This window comes from Brasilonema bromeliae SPC951 (assembly GCF_012912135.1).
GTDB classification, from domain to species: Bacteria; Cyanobacteriota; Cyanobacteriia; order Cyanobacteriales; family Nostocaceae; genus Brasilonema; species Brasilonema bromeliae.
In genome coordinates this window covers 1-22829 of record NZ_QMEB01000082.1, presented here as the reverse complement: position 1 = coordinate 22829, position 22829 = coordinate 1, and the positions used below count along the sequence as shown (strand labels likewise).

20 protein-coding genes and 2 pseudogenes are annotated in these 22829 nt (G+C 42.1%); 14 read left to right on the top strand and 8 right to left on the bottom strand.

Annotated elements, in window-relative coordinates:
* Positions 1 to 169: 169 nt before the first annotated feature.
* The 4 genes from ureG to DP116_RS12470 are packed head-to-tail and all read left to right on the top strand — an operon-like array spanning position 170 to position 2962.
* Positions 170 to 847, top strand: coding sequence for an urease accessory protein UreG (gene ureG, locus DP116_RS12485; protein WP_169155494.1), 678 nt, complete (start codon positions 170 to 172; stop codon positions 845 to 847).
* Positions 844 to 1740 (top strand): urease accessory protein UreD, encoded by an 897-nt coding sequence (locus tag DP116_RS12480; RefSeq protein WP_169155493.1) that lies wholly within the window; start codon positions 844 to 846, stop codon positions 1738 to 1740. The genes ureG and DP116_RS12480 overlap by 4 nt, the downstream gene beginning before the upstream one ends.
* Positions 1737 to 2261 carry an urease accessory protein UreE gene (locus DP116_RS12475; RefSeq protein ID WP_169155492.1) on the top strand — a complete coding sequence of 175 codons (525 nt, stop codon included), beginning with the start codon at positions 1737 to 1739 and terminating at the stop codon, positions 2259 to 2261. Before DP116_RS12480 ends, DP116_RS12475 begins: the two co-directional genes overlap by 4 nt.
* On the top strand, positions 2258 to 2962 hold the full coding sequence (locus DP116_RS12470) for an urease accessory protein UreF (protein ID WP_169155491.1): 705 nt from the start codon (positions 2258 to 2260) through the stop codon (positions 2960 to 2962). The genes DP116_RS12475 and DP116_RS12470 overlap by 4 nt, the downstream gene beginning before the upstream one ends.
* A 99-nt stretch (positions 2963 to 3061) precedes the next feature.
* Here DP116_RS12470 and vapC read toward each other — a convergent pair whose 3' ends face one another.
* Entirely contained in the window at positions 3062 to 3463 is a 402-nt protein-coding gene (gene vapC / locus DP116_RS12465; RefSeq protein ID WP_169155490.1) for a type II toxin-antitoxin system VapC family toxin, read from the bottom strand.
* A complete protein-coding gene (locus tag DP116_RS12460) occupies positions 3450 to 3731 on the bottom strand; it encodes a type II toxin-antitoxin system VapB family antitoxin (RefSeq protein ID WP_339381447.1) in 282 nt (93 codons plus the stop codon). Before DP116_RS12460 ends, vapC begins: the two co-directional genes overlap by 14 nt.
* Positions 3732 to 3941: 210 nt before the next feature.
* Here DP116_RS12460 and ureC point away from each other — a divergent pair, with 210 nt between their 5' ends.
* Positions 3942 to 5675 carry an urease subunit alpha gene (gene ureC / locus DP116_RS12455; protein ID WP_211173234.1) on the top strand — a complete coding sequence of 578 codons (1734 nt, stop codon included), beginning with the start codon at positions 3942 to 3944 and terminating at the stop codon, positions 5673 to 5675.
* Here ureC and DP116_RS12450 read toward each other — a convergent pair.
* A complete protein-coding gene (locus DP116_RS12450; protein WP_169155488.1) occupies positions 5647 to 7263 on the bottom strand; it encodes a B12-binding domain-containing radical SAM protein in 1617 nt (538 codons plus the stop codon). The genes ureC and DP116_RS12450 overlap by 29 nt on opposite strands.
* A gap of 1464 nt (positions 7264 to 8727) precedes the next feature.
* On the opposite strand from DP116_RS12450, the gene DP116_RS12445 reads away from it, so the two are divergent.
* The gene (locus tag DP116_RS12445; protein ID WP_169155487.1) at positions 8728 to 10347 is read left to right on the top strand and encodes a GMC oxidoreductase; all 1620 of its coding nucleotides are present in this window, start codon (positions 8728 to 8730) and stop codon (positions 10345 to 10347) included.
* A 182-nt stretch (positions 10348 to 10529) separates the two neighbouring features.
* On the opposite strand, the gene prfC is transcribed toward DP116_RS12445, so the two are convergent.
* Positions 10530 to 12161 carry a peptide chain release factor 3 gene (prfC, locus tag DP116_RS12440; RefSeq protein ID WP_169155486.1) on the bottom strand — a complete coding sequence of 544 codons (1632 nt, stop codon included), beginning with the start codon at positions 12159 to 12161 and terminating at the stop codon, positions 10530 to 10532.
* Positions 12162 to 12295: 134 nt separating this feature from the next.
* Here prfC and DP116_RS12435 point away from each other — a divergent pair, with 134 nt between their 5' ends.
* The 8 genes from DP116_RS12435 (at position 12296) to DP116_RS12400 (ending at position 19452) form a co-directional block, all read left to right on the top strand.
* Positions 12296 to 12637, top strand: a complete 342-nt coding sequence (locus DP116_RS12435) for a magnetosome magnetite crystal formation protein family (RefSeq protein WP_169155485.1) — start codon at positions 12296 to 12298, stop codon at positions 12635 to 12637.
* Between the two features lie 352 nt (positions 12638 to 12989).
* A complete protein-coding gene (gene hemB, locus DP116_RS12430; protein WP_169155484.1) occupies positions 12990 to 13970 on the top strand; it encodes a porphobilinogen synthase in 981 nt (326 codons plus the stop codon).
* A 364-nt stretch (positions 13971 to 14334) separates the two neighbouring features.
* Positions 14335 to 14679, top strand: coding sequence for a helix-turn-helix domain-containing protein (locus DP116_RS12425; RefSeq protein ID WP_169155483.1), 345 nt, complete (start codon positions 14335 to 14337; stop codon positions 14677 to 14679).
* A 223-nt stretch (positions 14680 to 14902) separates the two neighbouring features.
* Positions 14903 to 15886, top strand: a complete 984-nt coding sequence (locus DP116_RS12420) for an alpha-ketoacid dehydrogenase subunit beta (protein WP_169155482.1) — start codon at positions 14903 to 14905, stop codon at positions 15884 to 15886.
* A gap of 179 nt (positions 15887 to 16065) precedes the next feature.
* On the top strand, positions 16066 to 17484 hold the full coding sequence (secD, locus tag DP116_RS12415; protein ID WP_169155481.1) for a protein translocase subunit SecD: 1419 nt from the start codon (positions 16066 to 16068) through the stop codon (positions 17482 to 17484).
* Positions 17481 to 18401: a protein translocase subunit SecF gene (gene secF, locus DP116_RS12410; protein ID WP_169155480.1), complete on the top strand. Its 921-nt coding sequence runs from the start codon at positions 17481 to 17483 to the stop codon at positions 18399 to 18401. Before secD ends, secF begins: the two co-directional genes overlap by 4 nt.
* Before the next feature lie 56 nt (positions 18402 to 18457).
* Positions 18458 to 18871, top strand: a complete 414-nt coding sequence (locus DP116_RS12405; protein ID WP_169155479.1) for a hypothetical protein — start codon at positions 18458 to 18460, stop codon at positions 18869 to 18871.
* A gap of 107 nt (positions 18872 to 18978) precedes the next feature.
* Complete coding sequence (locus DP116_RS12400; protein WP_169155478.1) at positions 18979 to 19452, top strand: GNAT family N-acetyltransferase; 474 nt, start codon at positions 18979 to 18981, stop codon at positions 19450 to 19452.
* Here DP116_RS12400 and DP116_RS12395 read toward each other — a convergent pair.
* The 4 genes and pseudogenes from DP116_RS12395 to DP116_RS12385 form a co-directional block, all read right to left on the bottom strand.
* The gene (locus DP116_RS12395; RefSeq protein ID WP_169155477.1) at positions 19403 to 20335 is read right to left on the bottom strand and encodes a sensor histidine kinase; all 933 of its coding nucleotides are present in this window, start codon (positions 20333 to 20335) and stop codon (positions 19403 to 19405) included. The genes DP116_RS12400 and DP116_RS12395 overlap by 50 nt on opposite strands.
* 710 nt (positions 20336 to 21045) lie before the next feature.
* Positions 21046 to 21660 (bottom strand): annotated as a pseudogene (locus DP116_RS29265) (RQC domain-containing protein); the annotation flags it as partial.
* Between the two features lie 135 nt (positions 21661 to 21795).
* Positions 21796 to 22260: pseudogene (locus tag DP116_RS29260) on the bottom strand (ribonuclease D); the annotation flags it as partial.
* Between the two features lie 9 nt (positions 22261 to 22269).
* A complete protein-coding gene (locus DP116_RS12385; RefSeq protein ID WP_211173233.1) occupies positions 22270 to 22497 on the bottom strand; it encodes a hypothetical protein in 228 nt (75 codons plus the stop codon).
* Positions 22498 to 22829 lie beyond the last annotated feature (332 nt).

The following is a 22829-nucleotide window of genomic DNA, read 5'->3' as shown; positions in this document are numbered from 1 at the left end:
TTGCACGTAGTTTTGGTTTTGACATCCATATTTCCAGGTGCAAGATGTGAGTTAAGGATTTAGCGCGATCTACCTGCGTTTGTATGTAACGACTACTGTAGAATAATGAAGATAGCTAAAGTCTAATTATACTAGCAGTCTCCAAGAGTTCAAGCAGGATAGATTAGCGATGCTAAAGTCAGCAGCTCGACTGGGGATTGGGGGACCAGTAGGTAGCGGAAAAACAGCTCTAATAGAGTCTATAGTCCCAATATTGATGAATCAGGGCATTGAAGTAGCAGTTGTCACCAATGACTTACTAACTACGGAAGATGCAGACCGACTCAAAAGTCGGGGGTTTTTGCCTGCGGAACGGATTATAGGAGTAGAAACAGGTAGCTGTCCGCACACAGCAATTCGGGAAGATCCAACTATGAATCTTTTAGCAGTGAAGGATTTTGAGTTACTGATTCCTGAATTAGATTTAATCTTGATTGAAAGTGGTGGTGATAATCTTGCTTCCACTTTTAGCTATGATTTGGTGGATTCGTATATTTTTGTGATTGATGTGGGTGCGGGAGATGATATCCCTCGCAAAAATGGTCCTGGCTTTGTACAAGCTGATTTAGCAGTGGTGAATAAAATTGATATTGCTCCTTATGTTGGTGCTGATTTGGAGTTAATCCGTAAAGAAGCGCCGATATACCGTCGAGGTAAACCTATTGCATATACTAATTGCAAGACGGGAGAAGGATTGGACGAGGTGGTCGATTTTATTCTGGAGACAGTTCTGTTTCGTAGTGCTTCCGCAACACATCAAAGAGTTGAGGAACCGCAGATGGACGCCGAAGTAGATGGACGCAGATGAATGCAGATGAACGATTTCATCGGGATGAGAAGCGCTATAACTTGGAGTTAAGACTGAAGTGCGTTACGCCTTTAGGCGTCTGCCCTTCGGGCAATCGCTTTGGTCAAACTATTCTCAGCCATCAGTACACAGCTTATCCTTTGAGGGTATCTCGGGTATTTTATCTCGATGATGCTGATTTTCAGCGTGCTTATCTCTATGTTATGAGCACATCTCCAGGTTTACTCGCACAAGATGAGTTGAATGTATCTTTGCAGCTAGCACCTCATACTAACGTTTATCTTACGGAACAGGCTGCTACTAAGGTTCATTCGATGCCTATAGGAGGCTCAAAAGCAACAACCAATTATGAAATTGAAATTGGGGAAGGAGCAACGTTAGAGTTTGTACCAGAACCATTAATTTTGTTTGCTGATGCGACTTTGGAGCAAACTATAAGTATCAAGATTCATCCGACTGGAAGATTGTTTTTGAGTGAAATGATTCTACCTGGAAGGCTGGCTAGGGGAGAATTTTATCAGTTTAACCACTATTTCAGTCGCTTGCAAGTGAGTTCTACTTGTGGAGAGCTATGGTTTACTGATGCTATGCGCTTGGAAGGAAAAGGAAATATCTTTACTAACAGTAACCTATTTGCTGATTCACCTGTTATTGGTAATTTAATTATAGTTTTACCTGAAACTAATCTCGAATTATTGAGTAAAAGTGTAGAAGACTTAGAAGCAGCTAACTGCTCCGGTCTGACTGTAGCAAGCTCAATCTTACCCCGAAACAAGGGTCTGCTGATTAGAGCTATGGCTAGTGGAACTCATGAACTCAAAAATTATTTAAAATACGCTTTAAACTGCGTGCGTCGCTGTATTGATGAACCTCTTTTACCCAATGATTTATGACTGAACTGGCAGAAATTTACCTGGGCAATTCAAAAGAAAATATCAGCTTATCTGAACGGATAGAAAAAGCTCGTTCCTCAGCACTTTGCTTGGAAGTTCATATCAGTCAAACTGATAGCCGCAAAGGTCGAATTCACGCTCACACTACCACTGGTGCGGCTGTAGGAATTGTGAAAAGTCGAGATTGGGCACTGCGGGAAGGAGATGTTTTAGAAACGGAAGATGGTAAGCTATTACTGATTCATCTGCAAGAGCAAAAGGTGATGGTACTTAGTTTTAGTGAGCCAGTGACTGAGCATACTATTGAATTGGTTCATCTAGGTCATGTCTTGGGTAATCACCATTGGCCTATTATCGTGCAAGATGGTAAGCTCTACATTCAATTAGCAGCAGATATAGAAGTCATGGAATCAACCATCCGGGATTTTCAGATTCCTGGCTTGCAGATTGACTTTGAACTGCGTTCGCCACAACAACATCTCGACTTTTCTCCACACACTCATCACGATCACGGCTCATGAGTTTACCTGCATCTGCGATCGCCCAACAACTCGCTTTAATGCAGTTGTCTGATTCTTTCTTTCCCTCTGGCTCTTTCACTTTATCTCACGGGCTAGAATCCTTAGTCCAAGAAAATCAACTTCGTGGGTCAGAAGATTTGCAAACTTTTCTGCGGCTACTATTGCGTAACAAGGTAGGAGTTACAGATACAGTAGCACTTATCCACGCTTACCGGGGAAGTGCGATCGCTGATTTAAAAGCAGTACGAGCCGCAGATGCTCGACTATTTGCTCAAACCCTCGTAGAAAAAACACGCGAAACCCAGCGCAAAAGCGGACGCGCCTTACTCATGGTTGCTAGTTCGACTTGGCAAGACTCTCAATTAGAGATATTAAATCAAGATGCGGCTATTGGTAAAATTCATTGTTTGCATCCAGTTATCTTTGCTGTAGTTGGTAGGGCAGCTCTTTTGAGTGAACAGGATACAGTGCTGGGTTTTTTGCATAGCTTCGTGACTGGGTTGTTGGGGGCTGCTATCCGTTTAAGTGTTGTGGGACATCTGCAAGCACAACGGGTTTTACTTCAGCTAGCACCAGAGATTGAGATAGCCTACGAAACTGCTGCATCAATGAGTCTGGAGGAAATGTGGTCTTGTACTCCGGCTATAGATATTGCTCAAATGCGACATCAAAAACTGGCTCAGAGATTATTTGCTAGTTAGTTGTTTTTAATGAAAGCGGTTGCAGGTTTGGTGTGTTGGGGGACGCGAAGCTCTTTGTTCCCCCTATTTCCTCTGCTTTCTTGTCATTTTTCGTGAGACTCAAGGTTGAAAGCGGAAGTGTTGGAGGGATCGTCGCACTTGAGCAATGGTTTCAAAGTCGCGATCATTGTGAATCAACAGTAAGTCATTCTCCAAAGCAGATTGCGCTATACAGCAATCAATTGGACTGCGAACTGTGAGTCCTTGACGCCGTAAATCATAGTAGATACGAGCAGCCGCTTGCCAGGAATGACTCGTAAGTTCAACATAATCTTGTGTTTCGAGGTAGATGGACAGGAGAATCCACTCTTTTTCATTCAAGCTACCTTGCAACAGTTCAAGCTGAGTAAAGCGCGTGAGTAAAACCTCACGCTCAGCGATCAAGGTTTCAAGTTGCTTACCTATCTGACCACTGCTATCTCGGAACACGCTGATCCAAACAGACGTATCAATCAGCAGCATGACGAGCTTCACGCAGGGCTTTGTGATTGAAGTCCTCAGTAAATTGAATCTGCCCCGCAAGGTCGAGGAGGTTTTTCTTGCGGCGCAACCGCACAAGTTCTTGCAAAGCCAGGTTCACCAATTCTTCTTGGCTAGTAAGGTTAGTAAGTTGAAAGGCTTCGTTGAGAAGGGATTCGTCGAGGTTGAGGGTGATTTGCATCGGGTGTGTCGGACAATTGACGAATGGCTGATATATCCTAGAACCAGTATAACTGATGTCAAGTTTCACGAAAAATGACGATAAAAGTCGATAAAACCTAGTGCCTAAGTCCTGAACGTTTCAAATTTTCAACTCACGATTTTTAACTTGATGTAAGTAGTTCAACCTAATTAAACGTAAAATGTCATTGCGTAAGCGCAAAGCGCTCAGCATGAGCGTTCGCGAACGCAAAAACTCTATTTTATGTTTTTCGATGTTGATCTACTTAGCAAAAGAAACATGAGTTATTTTATGAACCGACGGGAATATACGAATACTTTTGGTCCTACGATTGGCGATCGCATCCGTCTTGCTGATACGGATTTGTTCATTGAAGTGGAACAAGACTATACTACCTATGGTGGGACGGTTTACGGGGAAGAGGTTAAATTTGGCGGTGGTAAGGTGATTCGAGATGGAATGGGACAATCCCCGATTTCAAATGCCGATGGTGCGGTAGATGTGGTGATCACCAACGCCTTAATTCTCGACTGGTCAGGCATCATTAAAGCAGATATTGGTATTAAAGACGGGAAGATTTTCAAAATTGGTAAAGCAGGTAATCCTTACACACAAGACAATATAGATATTATTATTGGTCCTGGGACGGAAGCGATCGCAGGAGAAGGCAAAATTCTGACTGCTGGGGCGATTGATACTCACATTCATTTTATCTGTCCTCAGCAAATCGAAACTGCGATCGCCTCTGGTACGACAACTTTAATTGGCGGTGGTACTGGTTCTGCTACGGGGACTCTCGCGACGACTTGTACCCCTGGTCCTTGGAATATTTACCGCATGCTACAAGCGGCTGATGGCTTCCCTGTCAATGTTGGTTTCTTGGGCAAAGGTAATACTAGCAAACCTGAAGGATTGATAGAGCAAGTTGCTGCGGGAGTTATGGGTTTAAAGCTGCACGAAGACTGGGGAACCACCGCGAATGCAATTGATACTTGTCTTTCGGTTGCAGATGAGTACGATGTACAAGTCGCAATCCACACCGACTCCCTGAATGAAGCAGGATTTGTGGAAAATACCATTGCTGCTTTTAAAAACCGTGTTATTCACACCTTCCATACAGAAGGTGCAGGTGGTGGTCACGCGCCTGATATTCTCAAGGTCTGTAGTCTAGCAAATGTTTTACCCGCTTCTACTAATCCCACTCGTCCCTACACCATCAATACTTTTGACGAACATCTCGATATGTTGATGGTGTGTCATCACCTTGATAAAAACATTCGTGAAGATGTCAAATTTGCTGAATCGAGAATTCGCAAGGAAACGATTGCGGCTGAGGACATTTTGCATGATATGGGGATTATCAGTATTATGTCTTCCGATTCTCAAGCAATGGGAAGGGTAGGGGAAGTGATTACTCGCACTTGGCAAACTGCCCATAAGATGAAAGTACAGAAAGGATTATTACCGAATCCTGGTCATCCTCATGAAACCCATGATAATTTTAGGGCAAAACGCTACATTGCTAAATACACGATTAACCCTGCTATTGCTCATGGGGTTGCAGATCATATAGGTTCGGTTGAAGAAGGGAAGCTAGCAGATTTGTGTTTGTGGAAACCAGCATTTTTTGGCGTCAAACCAGAGACTGTGATCAAAGGAGGAATGATCGCTTGGTCACAAATGGGCGATCCTAACGCTAGTATCTCCACTCCCGAACCAGTTCATATGCGTCCGATGTTTGGTAGCTTTGGCGGTGCAATGGCAGAAACTTCTATAACTTTCGTTTCCAATGAAGCTTTGAAACAGGGTGTACCCGAAAAACTTGGTTTAAAAACTCGGACGGTAGCAGTTTCCAAAACACGTGAGTTGAGAAAAGCTGATTTGAAACTCAACGACGCTACCCCACAAATTGAGGTCGATCCAGAAACTTTCCATGTCAGGGTAGATGGGAAGTTGTTAACTTGTGAACCTGCTACCTCTTTACCTATGACACAGCGTTATTTTTTGTTTTAGTACAATCATAGCTTTTTATAGATTCCAGTGTCAAGGATCCAGGCACTGTTAGTGGATCGTAGCCTAGCTGCTGGGCAATGCGTTCTCTCGCTAAAACACGGTACTCCCAGAAATGTTCCCCAGCAGCACACAAGCCCAAATACATATTGAGAACTTGAGGTTTAGTACGTAGGATTGTCCACAGTTGTTGCCAAAATTGCAGGCGAATTTCAGAGCGTTGCCAACCTTGATGCCAAATTAATTGTGCTACTAGTCGCAGTCCCTTGCCCGCAGGGAAGCGCATGGTCTGCCTTTTTTCTGGAGGCAGCCCAATGTTGAGGCATTGTTGAAAGCAGCGTCTGAGATAGTTAGCTGGTTCGTACAACGTCCAGAAACCTTCTACATATTCTCTAGCAATCTCGGTGAGTGGTCGGGTAGGTTTAAAGTTCATCAAAGTATTTTGGTCTCCCACCTCTACAACTCCGATGCCTTCTAATAAACGTTGTTCTGCTTTGAGGCGATTCCAAAGAGCAGTATTGGGCAACGCTTGCAGTATCCCAAGCATAGGTTGAGGAATGCTGCTTTGTTCGACAAAAGCTTGAATCCGGTCGCCAGCGCCAGAACGTTCTCCATCAAAGCCGAGAATAAATCCAGCATAAATCAGTAATCCTGCTGAGTTAATCTGGCGACAGGCTTCTAAGAGTGGATTGCGGGTATTTTGAAACTTGTGAGTGACTTTGAGGCTATCTTGGTCTGGGGTTTCAATGCCGAGAAAGACAGCGTTGAAGCCAGCTTCCACCATTAGATGCAGCAGTTCTGGATCCTCTGCCAGATTGACAGAAGCTTCAGTGATGAAAGTGAAGGGATAATTGCGTTCTTTCATCCAAGGAATCAATGAAAGCAGAAACCGTTTGACATTGCGCTGATTTCCAATAAAGTTGTCATCGACAATGAAAAGTGATCCTCTCCAGCCTAAGTCATAGAGGGTTTGCAACTCTGCTAAGGTTTGACTCGGTTCCTTAGTACGCGGTTTGCGACCATAAAGAGTGATAATGTCACAGAATTCGCAGTTGAAGGGACAGCCCCGAGAAAACTGAATCGCCATCATGAAGTAGGCATCTAGCTTCAGCAGGTCGAAGCGAGGAATGGGGCTTTTTGTAACGTCAGGTTTATCACTAGCGCGAAAGATTCCTTGGTCTTTACCTTGGGCAAGTGCTTCCAAAAATTGCGGGATAGTTAGCTCTCCCTCATCCAATACTAGGTAATGCGCTCCAGAAGCAAGAGCATCTTGAGGAATCGACGTTGGATAAGGACCACCACACACCACCTTCTTGCCCAATCGCACAGCTTTTTGAATCAGGGCGTGGAAGTCAGGTTTTTGAACCAACATTGCAGACAGAATAACCATGTCACACCACTGCCAATCATCATCTGTTTCTGGGTTGACATTACGGTCAAAAAATCTAATTTCCCAATCTTTTGGTAGCAATGCGGCAACTGTAATAATTCCCAATGGAGGAATGAAAGCTTTAAGTCCAGCTATTTTTAAAAATCGGTCATAAGACCAAAAAGACTGGGGAAAACAAGGGTAGAGCAACAGCGTTTTCATTGGCTCAGTCCTCAAATTAATGACTTGTTTCTGATGCGGAATTTACCTATGTCTGCTATAGCATTTATTGGCAAGTTAATAAACAAAAAAACCAAATTCTGCAACAATTATTTGCAATGTGTTTGAACTGAGTGGAGCTAACTTAAAAGGGCAACTATGGCAATACCCCTATAGTGACTTGTGTTATGGGTATTATCAAACACTAATATAAAATCTGTGAAAAAGTTTCCCCAAGATATCAGGACGCCTCATCTAATTAGCACAAACTGAAATCAATGAATATTATATTTTATTAAGCTTTTATCTGACTGAGAAAAGGGGATAAGTAAGATATGTGGGATAAATAAAATAAGTAGGATAAGTAGGATAAGTAGGATAAGTAGGATAAGTAGATATCTTATACAAAGTATTGATTTGTCCAAGAATTCATGATAATTCTAAAAATTAACAGTGGTTGCACAAGCTTTCAATTTAATTCTCACAGAATAAAATAGTCACAAAAGAAGTCTTTTGACTGTATTCTTTTTGGTATTTTCTCCTAACAATATTTAGTTAAGGAGTGATAACAAAGCTGAGTAAATATTTTGTGATGCTAGCTGTTGGTATCTTTTCTGTATCAACACTCTCGTTGATCATGAATTTAAATTAAACTTCTTAGCACAACCTTTCAATTTAATTGTCACAGGATAAAGCAATCATAAAGAAAGTCTTTTGAGTGTATTATTTTTGGGATTTTGTGCTAAAAATATTTAATTAAGGAGTTGACAATAAAGTTGAATAAATATTTTGTGATCCCAGCGGCTGATATCTTTTCTGTATCAACGCTCCCATTGATCATGAATTTCAATTAAACTTCTTAATGGAGTGCGTTCGATAATATTTCGCGCTCTTAGAGGATGTTTGCAAAGTTGGCAGCATAGTAAAAAAAGCTCTTGAGGTGTCAGCTACAAATACGTAGTACAGCACCCAGAGAGCCATAACTCAATCATACTCGATCAATCTTACCCAAGAGCAGTTTGAACGAAGCTAGAGGGAGCTAAACAGGCACTTCAGAAGGTCAAACAAATGGCAAAACCTGTGTCTCGGTTGTAACCATCTGGGTAGATGGCGGTTTATGATGGCAATCCGTTTATGCAATGGGTGATGAATCTTGTCACTGGATTGTATAGGAACTGCTGCGACTGCAAGGGTTCAAGCGTTTTGTCTTATTACCTAAACAGTGGGTAGTGGAGGGTACCAAAAGCTTGCTCAACCAGTATCGGGGTTTGAACGAAGACTACAAGCTATTACCTCCAAACAGTAGAAATATTTGTCTACATTGCCATGATGCGTATTGTGGTGAGGTGATTGGCATGACTTTTTTCCCTAATGACTTTTCAAACATTCTCTTAGAACTTGGCTGATAGACATTGCAAATCATTGACTTTTTCAATTTCGTAAATCAGGGATAAGCAAGAAATTAATATGAGATTTTCTGATCTTAATGAGTGTGAGGATAATCTGTTAATTGAAACAGATTTATGTATTGTAGGTAGCGGACCGGCTGGTCTATCTATTGCAAAAGAGTTTGCTGGGACGAAGATCAAAGTGTGGATTCTAGAAAGCGGTGGCTTTGAGAAAGAGAGTGATACGGAAGCTTTATGTAAAATCGAAAATGTAGGAGTTTCACGAAAAGACAATACTCGTAATCGCCTTTATGGTGGAACTTCACATACATGGACAGGTAGATGCGCCCCTTTTAATCCCACTGATTTTCAAAAACGATCTTGGATCCCCTACTCGGGATGGGATCTTAAATACGAGGAATTAGAACCATTATTAGAACGAGCAGGAAAAAATTTGGGACTTGGACCAAATTGTTATGATAATCAACTTTGGAAGTTGTTTAAAGTTTTGCCTGCTACACCGAATCTGGACTCAAAATTTTTAGACACGACATTCTGGCAATTCAGTAAGAGTCCTAAGGAACGAGGAGAACCAATAAGGTTTGGACGCGATTTCTTCATTGATAATAGTCCAAATATTGAAGTTCTTTTGCATGCCAATGTAACCCATATTAATACAAATGAATTGGGGACTTGCTTTGAATCAGTTGAAGTGAGAACCTTAGAGGGTAAGCGTGCGTTTGTTAAAGCAAAAGCTTTAGTGCTATCCTGTGGCGGTATTGAAAATGCACGACTACTTTTAGCCTCCAACCGAACCATTCCTAATGGAATAGGGAATCAAAATGATGTGGTTGGTAGATTTTTAATGGATCATAGTTTGTGTGTCATTGGTTCTTTTGATCATCACGCCGCCTACAGTGTACGAAATAGATTTGGACACTATTTGATAAAGAATAAACAACGGACTCATGTTTATCTACATGGATTATCACTAAGTCCAAAAATTCAGGAGCAAGAAAACCTATTGAGATGTGATGCTTATCTAGAAGAATACAATCCACTACCAAACGATTCTTGGTCAGCAATGAGGCGACTTAAAACTACTTTACGAAAACGGGAGTGTATTAAGCAATCAACTCAAGATATATTCACCATATTGTCTAATTTTAGGGAGATAAGCTCAGGCTTTCACCGCCGTTATGTCAAGCGCCGTCCTCCACTCCTCAAAGTTGAACGTCTTGAGCTTCACTGTATGCTAGAGCAGTTACCTGATCCAGAAAGTCGTATTACTCTTTCTACCAACCAAAAAGATAGATTGAATATGCCACTAGCCAAGATCAATTGGAAAGTAAATTCGTTAGAACGACAAACTGCTCAAAGAATGAGTCAATTGATTACGCAAGAATTTCAAAGAATTGGCTTTCCTGCACCGCATCTTTCTAGTTGGTTAAACAAGGAAGAAAATTGGACGCAAAACTTTGAGGATAAAGCTCATCACACGGGGACAACGCGGATGTCAGCTAACCCGAAGAAAGGTGTTGTGAATGTAAATTCTCAGGTTCATGAAGTAAATGGTCTGTTTGTTGCGGGAAGCTCTACATTTCCTACTTCAGGTACTGCTAATTCTACGTTAATGATTGTTGCGTTAGCACTGCGTTTAGCAGATCATTTAAAATATAACTACTTTAGAGCCTCATAAAAAAATGGTGTTGCGTAATGCATCAATAAAAAATACCATCAATTTGTTCGCTTAAGTGCGAAATGTAGGGTCTAAACTTCAGTCTTAACCGAACCGTATTAACCCGACTCCCGTGTTGAGCAACGGTTCACACGGGAGTCGGGTTAGTCGTTTGTTAACCACTAACCACTACCCACTAACCACTAACTATTTGAATTTGTCGCTTGTCCAGAAACCACAGGAGCAATACTACTCAATTTTAATTCTGGATGGTCTTCCTGCAGTTGGTTACAATTCCATTCATTGCGGAATAATAACACTGGACGCCCCATGCTGTCTTTTACTGTTGTTGTATTAAAGACACGTCCAATTTTATTCAAGGCTTCCCAGCCGCCCTCAACCCAACGGGCGACACTGTAAGGCAACAATTCTAGCAGAGTTTCCACTCCATACTCATTTTGCAACCGGAACTGTACGACTTCAAATTGCAACTGACCAACTGCAGCCAAAATTGGGTCGCGTTTCGCTTCATCCACGGAGTACATAATTTGCACAGCCCCTTCTTCCCGCAATTCGGAAACACCTTTTTGAAACTGCTTGAATTTAGAAGGGTTGGGGTTACGCAGAACTGCAAATAACTCTGGCGAGAAATAAGGAATTCCCTCATATTCCAGTTTTTGTCCGGTATAAATGGTATCACCTATCGCAAACACACCAGGATTGTTCAAACCAATCACATCACCAGCGTAAGCAACATCTATGGATTCCCGTTCTTGAGCAAATAATTTCTGTGGACGGGACAAGCGAATCGTTTTGCCAGTACGGGCGTGACTGACTGTCATATCTTTTTCAAACTTGCCTGTACAAACACGGATAAAAGCGACGCGATCGCGATGTTTCGGGTCCATGTTTGCCTGAAGTTTGAAGACAAAGCCAGAAAATTCTGGGTATATAGGAGTCACCTCACCAACTGTGGTACTATGAGGACCAGGTTTGAGGGCATAATCAAGAAAATATTTCAAAAATAACTCAACCCCGAAGTTGGTCATGGCACTACCAAAGAAAACGGGTGTCATTTTGCCTTGATGAACCAATTCCAAATCTAATTCTGGTCCAACTCCTTCTAAAAGTTCTATATCGTTTTTCAGTTGGTAGTAGAGATCTTGTTCTAAAAGTTCTTCTATTCTGGCATCGCCTAAGTCAACGACTGTATCCACAGCTTCGCGACTTCCGTGGGCGCTTCTTTCAAACAGGTGTATTTGTTGTTCTTTGCGATCATAGACACCTTTGAAGCGATCGCCCATGCCAATCGGCCAATTCACAGCATAGGTTACCAGGCCCAATTCCTGCTCAATTTCGTCCAACAATTCCAAAGGTTCCCTTCCTGGACGATCCAGCTTATTGACAAACGTGAAGATGGGTATACCGCGCAGCTTACACACTTCAAACAACTTCCGTGTCTGGGGTTCTAAACCTTTCGCCACGTCAATCAGCATCACAGCATTATCTGCCGCTGCCAAGGTACGATAAGTATCTTCACTAAAATCTTGGTGTCCCGGCGTATCCAACAAATTTATCTGACAGTCTTGATACTCAAACTGCAATACTGTAGAGGTAATCGAAATACCTCTTTGCTGTTCCATTGCCATCCAGTCAGAGGTTGCTTTACGCTGTGCCCGTCTTGCCTTGACTGCGCCAGCTTCATGAATGGCTCCTCCGTACAGTAGTAGCTTTTCTGTCAGTGTTGTTTTTCCGGCGTCTGGGTGAGAAATAATTGCAAAGTTGCGACGGCTATCAACTGCTTTGTGTAGTTCTGACTCAAGTTCAGTAGACATAATGTTATTTGATTACTTGTAACTTAACTTAACTTAATTTTTTCCAACTTTAGTAAGTCTTTTAATCTTAAGGCAACAACACCTATGTAGTGGTCGTTATATAATAACCAAGTCAAACTGAAGGAGAAAAAACAGTGTACGATCCAGATAAGCGAAAGATTTTATCAGCAGTGAGTCATGGTGCAATTTTCTTGAGCGCTACTTTTGTGTCTGTAGGTCTACCCATCGCCATACTCTTTGTGTCTGAAGATCCTGTGGTGAGAGAAAATGCGAAAGAATCCATCAACTTCCATTTTAATGTATGGGTTTATGGAGCAATTGTGACAGGATTGACCTGGATCACCTTTGGTGTACTGTTACCACTAGCAGGTTTATGGTTTATAGCGCATTGGGGACTGACAATTTGGGCGATTTTTCATGTTCTTACCGATCCAGATAAACCCTTCCGCTATCCCTTCATTTTCCGGGTTTTTTAGTTATTTGTCATCACCCATTAGCCGTTAATCATTGATCAAAAGAACTGTAGACGAGTGAGTCTTTCATTTTGGACTAATTACGCGCACATCACCATTAATTTTTAATTACGTCCAGAGGGAGAAATACAGGGAATTTTTAAGATTTTTGTTTGACGATATAGCTGTAAAATACAAAATTACCCACAGCGTTACAAGCTTTAGGGAAGAGGAGCCACCGGAGGTTTGCCCCGACTTGGTGCAAATGTCGTGACATTTAGGCGCTTTTTGTAGATCTGACTACAGAGCGTTTGTGTAGATTATTTGTAACGCTTTGTTTTGTGTCCATTTTGTATTAGTAAGTTCACAAAAATTTATGTTTCCTACCCATCGCCCTCGTCGTCTGCGTACCCATCCACAACTACGCCGCATGGTACGCGAAACTGTTTTAACCACCAATGATTTAATTTACCCTCTGTTTGCTGTACCAGGTGAGGGAATAGCGAATGAGGTCAGATCAATGCCTGGAGTCTATCAACTTTCGATAGACAAAATAGTGGAAGAGGCAAAGGAAGTTTATGACTTAGGAATTCCTGCGATTATTTTGTTTGGTATTCCTACAGATAAAGATGTTGATGCCACTGGCGCATGGCATGATTGCGGTATTGTTCAAAAAGCAGCTACTGCTGTTAAAGAAGCAGTACCAGATTTGATTGTGATTGCTGATACTTGTTTGTGTGAGTACACAAGTCACGGACACTGCGGTTATTTACAAGTGGGTGATTTAACCGGACGAGTTTTGAATGATCCAACACTGGATTTACTTGGGAAAACAGCGGTTTCTCAAGCGAAGGCTGGGGCAGATATCATTGCTCCTTCCGGGATGATGGATGGATTTGTACAGGCAATTCGTAGCGCTTTGGATGAAGCGGGATTTCATGATACCCCGATTTTATCCTATGCTGCTAAATATGCTTCGGCTTACTATGGCCCATTTCGAGATGCAGCAGATTCTGCCCCACAGTTTGGCGATCGCCGCACATACCAAATGGATCCCGGTAACTCTCGCGAAGCTTTAAAAGAAATTGCTCTGGATATTGCCGAAGGTGCGGATATGCTCATGGTGAAGCCAGCTTTGGCATACATGGATGTTATCTGGCGCGTTAAGGAAGCGAGCAACCTGCCTGTTGCTGCTTATAACGTCTCTGGTGAGTATTCTATGGTGAAAGCTGCAGCTTTAAACGGCTGGATTGATGAACAGCGTGTGGTGATGGAAACTCTCATTGGCTTTAAGCGCGCTGGAGCAGACTTGATTTTAACCTACCATGCCAAAGATGCAGCGCGGTGGTTGCGATAGGTAGTGACTTTTGCCTCAAGTGCTAGAACGTGAAGTTTTGATAACTTTGCTTGATAATCTCACACCAAACTGCAAGGGCGTAGAGCCAATCTAGGTGTCTTTGTGGCTGGGTGTGAGATTATCCTTTAATTGGAAGATAAATTTGAATGCCAAGATTTTTTTGATGACAGATAGACTTACAGTGTTAGTAGAGCAAACGTTGTTATACGGGAAGTTTAGGGGGGGTGAGGGCGATCGCCCGTTTGCCAGATACCTAACTAATAGATTATAAAATAATATAGTTAACAAATGATGCTCAGTTGGCTTTTTTACGTCAATTGATTTAATAAATAAGTACTATAGTTTTGCAAAGGGAGCATTTAGTATGGATATGCAAGTCCTGAGAGAGCGTGCGGGACTCAGCCGCGCAGAGGTTGCCTTCAGGCTTGCAATAAGTGAAACTAGTGTTCGTAACTGGGAAGCAGGGCGTACAGAACCAACCATGACACCCAAAAAATATTTAGATGCATTGCGGCTGTTTAAATGCACACCAGAAGAACTGGCTGCAGCCAGCGAAAAATCTATCAATCAACGACATAAGCGTAAACCAGGAAGACCCAGAAGATTTCCCGAAAGTTCGGTGAATCCGTCTCCTCCGGTGAATCAGGTGAGCCAGGTAAATCAAGTCAATGATTCACCGAGTTTCCAATTAAAAGAGGTTGGATATTAATCAGGGAACTCTTAACAGTGCTCAAGGTTATGGGGAACAAACACTGGTAACTGGTAACTGGTAACTGCTAACTGTTCAAGGACTTGCGGCCACATAGCTTATAATTTGAAACGCAATACAAGCAACTCGTGGCAGAGTGCAGCTGGTTTGCTGCATCGCTCACCATCTTAGGGAGCAGATGCGCGTTAAGATTCTAGAACAATAGTCGCAAGATAAAAGTCTAATGGCAGAAACACTGTTCTTCAATGCTTTGCGGGAAGCAATTGATGAAGAAATGGCGCATGACGCAACTGTATTTGTTCTTGGTGAAGACGTAGGACATTATGGCGGTTCCTACAAAGTGACTAAAGACTTATACAAAAAATATGGCGAACTCCGGCTTCTAGACACCCCAATCGCCGAAAACAGCTTTATGGGTTTAGCTGTTGGGGCAGCAATGACTGGGTTGCGACCAATTGTTGAAGGTATGAACATGGGTTTCTTGCTTCTTGCCTTCAACCAAATATCTAACAATGCTGGAATGCTGCGCTATACCTCCGGTGGTAACTTTAAAATTCCAATGGTGATTCGTGGTCCTGGAGGCGTAGGCAAGCAGCTAGGTGCAGAACATTCCCAGCGTCTAGAAGCATACTTCCAAGCTGTACCAGGGTTGAAGATTGTTGCCTGCTCTACAGCTTACAATGCTAAAGGATTGCTGAAATCAGCTATTCGTGATGATAATCCAGTGTTGTTCTTTGAACACGTTCTGCTTTACAACTTGAAAGAAGATTTACCAGAAAAAGAATATCTCCTCCCTTTGGATAAAGCAGAAGTTGTACGTTCTGGAAAAGATGTCACAATCCTGACCTACTCACGCATGCGACATCATGTGACGCAAGCTGTCAAAACTTTGGAAAAAGAAGGTTATGATCCAGAAGTCATTGACCTGATATCACTCAAACCGCTAGATTTTGATACTATTGGTGCATCTGTAAGAAAAACACATAGAGTGATTATTGTGGAAGAGTGCATGAGAACAGGAGGCATTGGAGCGGAATTAACTGCCTCTATTAATGAACGCTTATTTGATGAATTGGATGCACCTGTATTGCGACTTTCTTCCCAAGATATTCCCACACCTTACAATGGAACTTTAGAAAGATTAACTATCGTTCAACCAGAACAAATCGTTGAAGCTGTGGAAAAGATGGTGGCTTTGCGCGTTTAGGAGGTAGAATTGGGGACTGGTTAGAAGTGAGTGCTTGATGATGTAAAATATCAGCAGCGAAAGACTAACAATCAACAATCCCCAATTCTTTGTAAAAGTTGTGACTCAAAACTCTGAACTGAGAGGTCACAACTCTTCCAAAGAGCGCTATCATAGCCTTTGTCGCAGCAAGTAAGGGTATGCAAAGACAGCGATCGCTATTAGTTTTGATTTTAGTTTTAGTAATCGCCGCAATTGCGGTGATTGCTACAATTCCTGCATCTCTGGGATTAGACTTGCAGGGAGGCTCACAGCTAACAATTCAAGTAAAAACGACACCAGAAATTAAACAAATCACCGACCGAGAATTAGAGGCTGTTAAAAGAGTCGTCGAAGGTCGCATCAACGGTTTAGGTGTTTCGGAACCAGTTATCCAAACTGCAGGTCAAGACAAAATATTAGTACAATTGCCGGGGGTCAACGACCCACAGCAAGCAGAACGAGTACTAGGAGGTACAGCGCAGTTAGAGTTTAAAAAGCAAAAGCCAAATACAGAAATTCAACTGAATACATTTTTCGCATCAAAAACACAATTGAAAGCAAAGCAAGCAGAACTACGAAAGACTAACGACAAAGCTGCAATTGAGAAAAATCAGCAAGATCTTAAAAAGAGTAACGAGGCGATCGCTGAATTATTTGAAAGCACAAACCCACCACTGATTGGTAAGTACCTCAAGGACGCTTATGGTGAACCAACCCAAAGCAACAACTGGAATGTAGCCATTCGCTTCGATGATCAGGGTGGTCAACTATTTGCCGATCTGACGAAACAACTTGCTGGTACCGGACGCAGTATAGGTATTTTTCTAGATAACGAACTTATCAGCTTTCCTACCGTCGGTCCAGAATTTGCCACATCTGGTATCAGTGGAGGAGCTGCTGTGATTACAGGTCGATTTACTTCACAAGAAGCCAATGACTTAGGCGTGCAGCTACGCGGTGGTGCACTACCTGTACCCGTGGAAATCGTAGAGAATCGTACAGTAGGAGCTACCTTAGGTAAAGACAGTATTCAACGTAGCATCTATGCTGGCATAGGCGGTCTGGTGTTAGTATTAATCTTTATGGTAGCGTATTATCGACTACCCGGTATAATTGCTGACATTGCTTTAGTCATCTACGCATTGCTGACATATGCTACCTTCGTTTTACTGGCTGTGACTTTAACTCTGCCTGGGATTGCTGGATTCATCCTTAGTATCGGGATGGCAGTTGATGCGAACGTGCTGATTTTTGAGCGTACTCGTGAAGAACTACGAGCTGGCAAAAGCCTGTATCGTTCGGTAGAGGCAGGATTTTACAGAGCCTGGTCTAGTATTTTAGACTCTCACGTGACAACTTTAATTTCCTGTGCAGCGCTTTTTTGGCTTGGGGCAGGTTTAGTCAAAGGCTTTGCTCTGACATTGGCATTAGGATTGCTCGTGAACTTGTTTACATCGATCATTTGTAGTCGTACGTTGCTGTTGGTGGCAATCGGATTTCCTAACTTGCGGAAGCCTGAACTGTTTTGTCCTAATCTGGCAATGTATACTAAGTCTGAGCCGGAGGCGGTACAATGAAAATTAGTGTCATCAAACAGCGTTTTCTATGGTGGGCACTTTCCGGTGCTATTATTCTCAGCGGTATCATTGCGATGGTGATTTCTTGGCAGACGTTAGGCGCACCTCTTCGTCCTAGTCTGGACTTTGTCGGTGGTACGCGCTTAGTGTTTGAACGGGATTGCACAATTGCGCAAAACTGTGCTAAGCCAATTGAACTTTCGTCTGTGCGGGAAGTCATGGATGCTCAAGGATTAGGCAACAGCAGCATCCAAGTTGTCGGTCAAAACCAACAGGCAGTATCAGTCCGCACTGAGACGTTAAATGTTGAGGCACGCACAAAGTTACAAACAGCTTTGAGCGAAAAATTGGGAGCATTTGACCCCAAAGCAACTCAGATTGAGACTGTTGGTCCTACTCTGGGTCAGGAATTGTTTACCAGTGGTTTAAAAGCTTTAATTGTCTCGTTTATCGGCATTGTTATCTACTTGAGCGTGCGCTTCAAAACCGATTATGCCGTGATTGCGATTATTGCCTTGTTGCATGATGTCTTAATTACCACGGGGATTTTCTCGATTTTGGGATTAGTACAAGGTGTTGAGGTTGACAGCCTGTTTGTCGTTGCGATATTGACGATTACTGGTTTTTCGGTGACAGATACGGTAGTCATTTATGACCGGATTCGGGAAATTCTCAACCAACATCCCAATGACCCTATTAACCAAGTTGTAGATGATGCCATCAATCAGACACTGACGCGATCGCTTAACACCACTTTCACCGTGCTGCTGACTTTGTTTGCCTTATTCATATTTGGTGGCGAAACTCTGAGAAACTTTGCCCTCGCTTTGATTATTGGTTTTGCTGTGGGCGCTTATTCTAGTATTTTTGTCGCTGGTCCCTTGCTCGCTTTGTGGCGAGGGAGATCACCAACGTGAATCAATCGACACAGCAGATGATTCATCATTATTAGTTATTAGTCACTCCTTAATCTATGGATCAACCGGAAGAACCACCAAAAACTAGCTGGTACACAGACGAAAGTGATGTGTCTTTTGCAAAACAAGTACAAAAGCTACACCAGCTAGAGGTGTATAGCAGGTGGTTATTTGTTGGCTTTTTATGGTTGACTATTACGCCTCTTTGTGTATGGAATTTACGAGGCGAAATTGCACTGTGGCGACAATATTTTACCTGGGTAGCTGTGCGATACGGGCTATACTATCATCCCTTGGCTAGTCTTGGTTTATTTTTTTGTCTCGGTATGACCGTTGCTGTGCTGATTTGGCAGAGCCGGAATATTCTATTCGGACTACCACAGCAGGAAAAGCAACGCCTAGAACAACAGGTATTTCGGATACGTCAGCAAGGTCAAAGTCATCCTTTCTGGAAATGGGTTTGTAGTTGAATTGGAATATTAACTTTTTTTAAGCTTACAATTGATACAGGTCTAGCACTATCTTACAAAATCGGATAAAAAGGTAGCGAATATACTCCAACAATTCGGTAACGTCCATGAACTCTAGTCACAATCAGATTCGATTTAGCGATCGCAAGTCTAAAATCGACCTTTATCAGCTCCAACAGCTGCTAAATATTTCTGCTTTTTGGGCAAAAAATCGCAGCATTGAAGATTTAGGCATAGCTATTGCAAACAGCGACCCTGTGATTACCGTTTGGGATGGAGAACGATTAATTGGCTTTGCCAGAGCAACTTCTGATTGTGTTTATCGCGCTACCATTTCGGATGTTGCCATTCATCCAGAGTACCGTGGTGTTGGACTAGGAAGTAAGTTGGTGGAAACTGTTTTGAGCCACCCGCGCATGAATCGTGTTGAGCGTGTCTATTTGATGACAACTCACAAGCAGCGATTCTACGAAAGGATTGGTTTCCAACAGAATTCTACCACCACAATGGTGCTATATAACCAACCTAAATTTAATTCTCTTCCTGTAGAAGTTCAACTTCAGGAATCACTAGGGGGATAGAGACTTGTAGCCTCGTCATATCCGAGGCTTGTTCCTGAGGGGCGGGAAAGGGAACGATTTGTAATTTTCCCGCCATAACTTCCAAAAGAGTTTGATTGAGTAGAAGCTTCATTCCTGGTAAAAGAATATCGTTTTTCTCGCCAACTTCAGGTGACTTGTTTTTCGACGTCATGAAATCTATTGGCTCACTTAGGGGAGTTGCATGGGTTGGTACATCCAACCAAATATCAACGTAACCACTTGTGTGTGCAACATGAGCAGAAATACAGATGCTTCCTTCCTCCATTTGAGCAATGCAACTCTCCACCAAAGTGACTAATACTTGTCGCAGCCAGTTGGGATCTGCCAGTATATATGTTTCTGGATCTGGCGGTAGAACTTGAAAGGGAAAATTGCGATTTTCCGCCAGCATATAAGTCAAATCATGAACTTCTTGCAACAATTCGGATAAGTCTAAAGGCTGAATGTGTAATTTGTTCGTACCATGTTCGACTCTAGCAACGCTAAGAATTTCATCAATCAGCTTAAGCAACTTTAGCGCTCTCTCGTGGGCTTGAGCGATAAATTCTCGTTCTTCCTCTGGATTTTCACATAAGTTGGATAAGATTAACTGATGCAAACCAATCAGACCATTTAGGGGCGATCGCAATACATGAGTCGTTCGCGCCAAAAACCCCGCCTTAAACTGGCTTATTTCCCGTGCCATATGGTACGCTAGCTGCGTTTGCTTCATCTGTTGCAGAAGTATTGGCGTAGCCTGTTGTTTATTTTGCGATAACACTGTTGATGAGCTAGAACTCACCTCTGGTCGTGCCAAAAACCCACGAACACCAATCCCTATTGCTAGTCCTACTCCCAGATAGACCCAGTTTCCAACATTCATAATTTAGCAATAATGACCTTTTTCATTGACCATACAGACATAAAACAAAGTTCCGGAGTTTCCATAACACCCGTTTCCAACAGAGTCCTCAAAAACTGAATTTCTAGGTACAGATGAAAGTTCATCTGTTTCTCACCCAGTTTGAGGTTGAACAGAAAACTTGGAATTGTTTAGACACAGCACTTTGTTCGGAACACTGCGGTTCCTTATTCTTAATACTGAGTTGATGGAGAACATCCGACAAACCAAGCTTACAAACATGACTTGATGCATCAAAGGTCACTAGTAATAACCTGATTTTTGTTAGAAATCAAGTTATAGCGTCTTTTGCGCTGAAGTTGCCCCAGCAAATATACTTATACAGGGAATAGGGAACAGGGAACGCTTAACAGGGAACGCTTAACAGGACTTGTCTTTACGAGTAAGTTGATAAATCAAACCGGATTCCTATATTATTAAGTCAAGCGAATTCGTAAAGATTCAGCGAGTCTATGCTGAATGAGCCATTCTTTCACCTCCAGAGTTAAGAGGTCAATAGTTGCCCCACTCTTTGCAGCAGCTTTGAGAAATTTTTGTACATCCTCAGGTATTTTGTCAGAACTCAGACTCTCTAAAGATTGCCTCAATTGCTCAATTAATTTATCAACTCTGTCAAAATCTTCGCTGTTCTTGGGAAATTCAACTTTTTGTATTTGTCTATCTAAGTCGGCTTGCTCTAGTAAACCTTGTTCAGTGCGGTAGGCGCAAATTTCACCTAGGAACTTGTCACCATATTGCACAAGTTTGTGATGACCTACGCCAGATAGTTTACTAAATTCCTCTTTAGTTTGGGGTTGCACCTGCGCCATTAATTCTAGGGTAGAATTCTGAAAGATAAAGTGAGGTGGAAGAGATTGTTCCTCAGCAAGTTCTTGGCGGAGCGATCGCAACCTCTCCATAAGCATTTCCACTTCTGCTGCTTTTTCATTATCATCTTCCCAGGTCATCTCTTGAACCACATAAATAGTTATTGACACAGTTCGCTTTTTGTGCATAACTTCCCAACTGAGGGTGTTAAGTTTCAAAACTGGGTAACGATCGCCAGTTTGTTCTAACAACCCTTGCTCCAATAGAGAACGCCCCAGCATTCGCCACTCATCGAGAGTTTTATCTTTACCTATACCATAGGTAGAAAGTTTGTCGTGTTCATGTTGGGTAATTTTTTGGGTTTTTCCTCCCCGCAACACATCTATAATGTGAAGCATTCCAAATCTTTCTTTACAACGCGCCACACAAGATAAAAACTTCATTGCTTCAATTGTCCAGTCTTGCACTGGTTCAGAATAAAGATTGTGGCTGTGATCCAATCCATGTGGCGTTTTAGATTTTAAAGTTGACTGTCCGTTTGATTGTGTCCAACTATTTAGATGCAGATGTACTTGAGCTAGATAAACAGTGTCCATCTTGGCATAGTTTAGCTGTTTTTGGCTCAGAGGTCGTCTTCCCCAGTCACTTGTTCCTTCCTCTTCATCTACATCAGTAAAATTGCAAAGTTCTTTGGCTAAGGTTTTAAGTTTTAAATTTGATGTTCCTAGGCGATCGCGTGATATCTTTCTTGCTATTTTTAACGTACAGGTAATATTCTGCGCCTGAATCTTACCTAGATACTGCAGGTCATAGCTGGAGTTGTGAAATACCTTTTCAATCTTGGCATTTGCCATAATTTGATTGATAAAGTATTTTACAACATCAGGCTTTTGAAAGACATCTAATATATAAACATTATCGCCAGCTAAATCTAATGGTTCTACCGAAACCTGAATCAGAGATAGTTTTGGAAAGCGTGTATCATAGTCAGCAACTTCTGTATCTAACCAGAGAATTTGACGCGAAGCTAGTCGGGTTATAACTGCTTGGATTTCCGAAGCTTGAGTTACGTAAAACATTGATTTGAACTACTTAATTATCAGTTGACTTCCTCTTTCATCACACGGAAGCAAGCTACGCCATTGAACTAACCCATCCTGAATTGCTTGGTGATTTGATTCGACTGTTGCACCACCAGATTTTTCTGATGTCTCAATCTCTTTGTATACTTCGTAGAGAGAAGCATCAAGAAAATGACTTGTGCTCTTGAGAAGTTCTGAAGCATCTGGCATAGCTTTTTGATGATTTTCGCTCAAATACAGCAAGCAGCTTGCTTATTTTATTATCTGAATTTTCTCTCTCTATTTGTACGCACTTCATTGTATCTACATAATTATTAATTAGTACAAATCAACTATTTTCAGAGTATAAAGAGGTCATCAAAGCTCTCTATCCCTTGCATAAAGTATTTCTATATTTCCCGTAACCCCAAAATATGCCGGCTCTCAATACTGCTCGGATAACGATTTTTGGGCTTAACCGAGGAGGATTGTGCTTGCTGCTTTTTACTCCCTTCCCGGTGCAAGATTACCGATCTTCTTTTTGATTTTCTTGGCGTCCTTGGCGTCTTGGCGGTTCGTTAAATTAG

Excerpts from the sequence above, each read along its gene's own strand:
- DP116_RS12470 (WP_169155491.1), top strand. The coding sequence starts at position 2,258 with ATGAGTTTACCTGCATCTGCGATCGCCCAACAACTCGCTTTAATGCAG.
- secF (WP_169155480.1), top strand. The coding sequence starts at position 17,481 with ATGAAAATTAGTGTCATCAAACAGCGTTTTCTATGGTGGGCACTTTCC.
- ureC (WP_211173234.1), top strand. The coding sequence starts at position 3,942 with ATGAGTTATTTTATGAACCGACGGGAATATACGAATACTTTTGGTCCT.
- DP116_RS12395 (WP_169155477.1), bottom strand. The coding sequence starts at position 20,335 with ATGAATGTTGGAAACTGGGTCTATCTGGGAGTAGGACTAGCAATAGGG.
- DP116_RS12425 (WP_169155483.1), top strand. The coding sequence starts at position 14,335 with ATGGATATGCAAGTCCTGAGAGAGCGTGCGGGACTCAGCCGCGCAGAG.
- DP116_RS12405 (WP_169155479.1), top strand. The coding sequence starts at position 18,458 with ATGGATCAACCGGAAGAACCACCAAAAACTAGCTGGTACACAGACGAA.
- ureG (WP_169155494.1), top strand. The coding sequence starts at position 170 with ATGCTAAAGTCAGCAGCTCGACTGGGGATTGGGGGACCAGTAGGTAGC.
- DP116_RS12475 (WP_169155492.1), top strand. The coding sequence starts at position 1,737 with ATGACTGAACTGGCAGAAATTTACCTGGGCAATTCAAAAGAAAATATC.
- DP116_RS12420 (WP_169155482.1), top strand. The coding sequence starts at position 14,903 with ATGGCAGAAACACTGTTCTTCAATGCTTTGCGGGAAGCAATTGATGAA.
- hemB (WP_169155484.1), top strand. The coding sequence starts at position 12,990 with ATGTTTCCTACCCATCGCCCTCGTCGTCTGCGTACCCATCCACAACTA.
- secD (WP_169155481.1), top strand. The coding sequence starts at position 16,066 with ATGCAAAGACAGCGATCGCTATTAGTTTTGATTTTAGTTTTAGTAATC.
- vapC (WP_169155490.1), bottom strand. The coding sequence starts at position 3,463 with ATGCTGCTGATTGATACGTCTGTTTGGATCAGCGTGTTCCGAGATAGC.
- DP116_RS12450 (WP_169155488.1), bottom strand. The coding sequence starts at position 7,263 with ATGAAAACGCTGTTGCTCTACCCTTGTTTTCCCCAGTCTTTTTGGTCT.
- DP116_RS12480 (WP_169155493.1), top strand. The coding sequence starts at position 844 with ATGAATGCAGATGAACGATTTCATCGGGATGAGAAGCGCTATAACTTG.
- prfC (WP_169155486.1), bottom strand. The coding sequence starts at position 12,161 with ATGTCTACTGAACTTGAGTCAGAACTACACAAAGCAGTTGATAGCCGT.
- DP116_RS12445 (WP_169155487.1), top strand. The coding sequence starts at position 8,728 with ATGAGATTTTCTGATCTTAATGAGTGTGAGGATAATCTGTTAATTGAA.
- DP116_RS12400 (WP_169155478.1), top strand. The coding sequence starts at position 18,979 with ATGAACTCTAGTCACAATCAGATTCGATTTAGCGATCGCAAGTCTAAA.